1 protein-coding gene is annotated in these 1,713 nt (G+C 61.4%); it reads right to left on the reverse strand.

Features of this window, described 5'->3' with window-relative positions:
• On the reverse strand, window positions 1–1,703 hold a 1,703-nt coding region (locus V6C16_RS12510; RefSeq protein ID WP_333543359.1), incomplete at its 3' end, for a response regulator.
• Between the last annotated feature and the right edge of the window lie 10 nt (window positions 1,704–1,713).

Genomic DNA, 1,713 nt, shown 5'->3' on the forward strand with positions numbered 1-1,713 from the left:
CCGGCGGCGCCTGTGTCCACAGGCATGTGCGGGCCTTCGTTGCCCTTTTGGGGCATTGCCGTGGCGCCGCCTTCCTCATGAGCCTGCCTGGCGGGATTGCGCCCAAGGCCGCCGACCAGCCATTTTTCCAGCGTGTCATAGAGCGTTTCAGGATTTACGGGCTTGGTAAGATAATCATTCATGCCCACATCCTTGCCTTCCATACGCGAGGCCATGTCTGTATGGGCAGTCATGGCAATCACCGGCAGTTCCTCGGGGCTGAAGCCCATGCCCCGGATGCGTCGCGTGGCCTCAAGGCCGTCCATCACCGGCATCTGCACATCCATAAGCACGAGGCCCAGGGGCGGATGCGCGGGATCTTCCAGCAGATGCAGCGCCTCCTGCCCATTGGCGGCCAAAATGACCTCAAGCCCGGCGTGTTCCAGCAACTCACGCGCAATCTGCGCGTTGATGTCGTTGTCTTCCACCACCAGCACGGCAAAAGACGCGGGCGGCATGCGCTCGCCGTTGCTGACGGATGCCCCGGTCTGTCCGGGTTGTCCGAATTGCCTGAACTGATCTCTTTGTCCGCCCTGACCGCCCTGACCGCTTTGACTGCTTTGGCCGGAAAAAGCAGGCGCGCCCGACGACAGGTCTTCCGCCAGTTCCACGCCGTTATGCCCGTCCGCAGACTCCGGCAGCTCCATATCCACAGAAAAAGAAAAACGGCTGCCCTGCCTCGGCACGCTGCTCACTGTAAGCTCGCCGCCCATAAGGCTGACCAACTGCCGCGCCAGGGCAAGCCCCAGCCCAAGGCCGCTGAAAGAACGCGTCATGGATTCGTCGCCAAGGGTAAACGGCTCGAAAAATTTTTTCCATTGCTCCTCGCCCAGACCGGGTCCGGTATCCGAGACCACAAAGAGCAGCCGTATGGCCCCCTTGCGCGTAGGCGGCTCGCCCGATGGCAGGATGCGGAAATCCACACTGCCGCTGACGGTATATTTGACCGCATTGTCCAGCAGAATGCGTAACACTTCTTCCAGATGACGCTCATCCCCCGCCACAACGGCGGGAATGGAGGGGTCCAGCACAAAATTGAGACGCAGGTGTTTTTCAAGAGCCAGCCCCGCCACGCTCTGGCGCAACAGTTCCAGAAGGTCCGCCACGGCAAAGACCTTGCGTTCCATGCGGATGGAACCCTCGCTGGCGCTGGAAAAATCCAGGATGCGGTTTACCATGTCCAGCAGCACGCCGCCGGACTTGTTGATCTGCGCCAGATAGTCCCGCTGCACCACGTTGAGTTCCGTTTGCAGGCTGAGATAACTCATGCCGATGATGGCGTTGAGCGGCGTGCGTATCTCATGGCTGATGCGGCGCAGAAAATCATCCTGCACATGCGAGGCCCTCTGGGCCAGCTCCAGCGAGGTCAACGCCTGTGAACGGGCCATCACCGCCTGCTGGCGGCTTCTGCGCGCGCGCTGTTCCGCTTCCCTGAGTTCACGGATGCGCGAATAGAGCGTTCCCTTCATGCGCTGCAAAGAGGCAAACATGACCGCCAGCTCATCCCGGTGCCGCAGGCGCAACGGCACGGGGGCCAGCCCTGCGGCCACACTTTCGGCATATCTGCTTACGCGGTCCAGAGGGTCGGCGATGCGGGTCTGAAAAATGTAGGCATTGCCCAACACGCTGCTTCCAAGCAGCGTCAGACCCGCCAGGACGGCCACAAGCGTCCAG

Source organism: Desulfovibrio sp. 1188_IL3213 (assembly GCF_036763145.1).
Lineage (GTDB): Bacteria > Desulfobacterota > Desulfovibrionia > Desulfovibrionales > Desulfovibrionaceae > Desulfovibrio.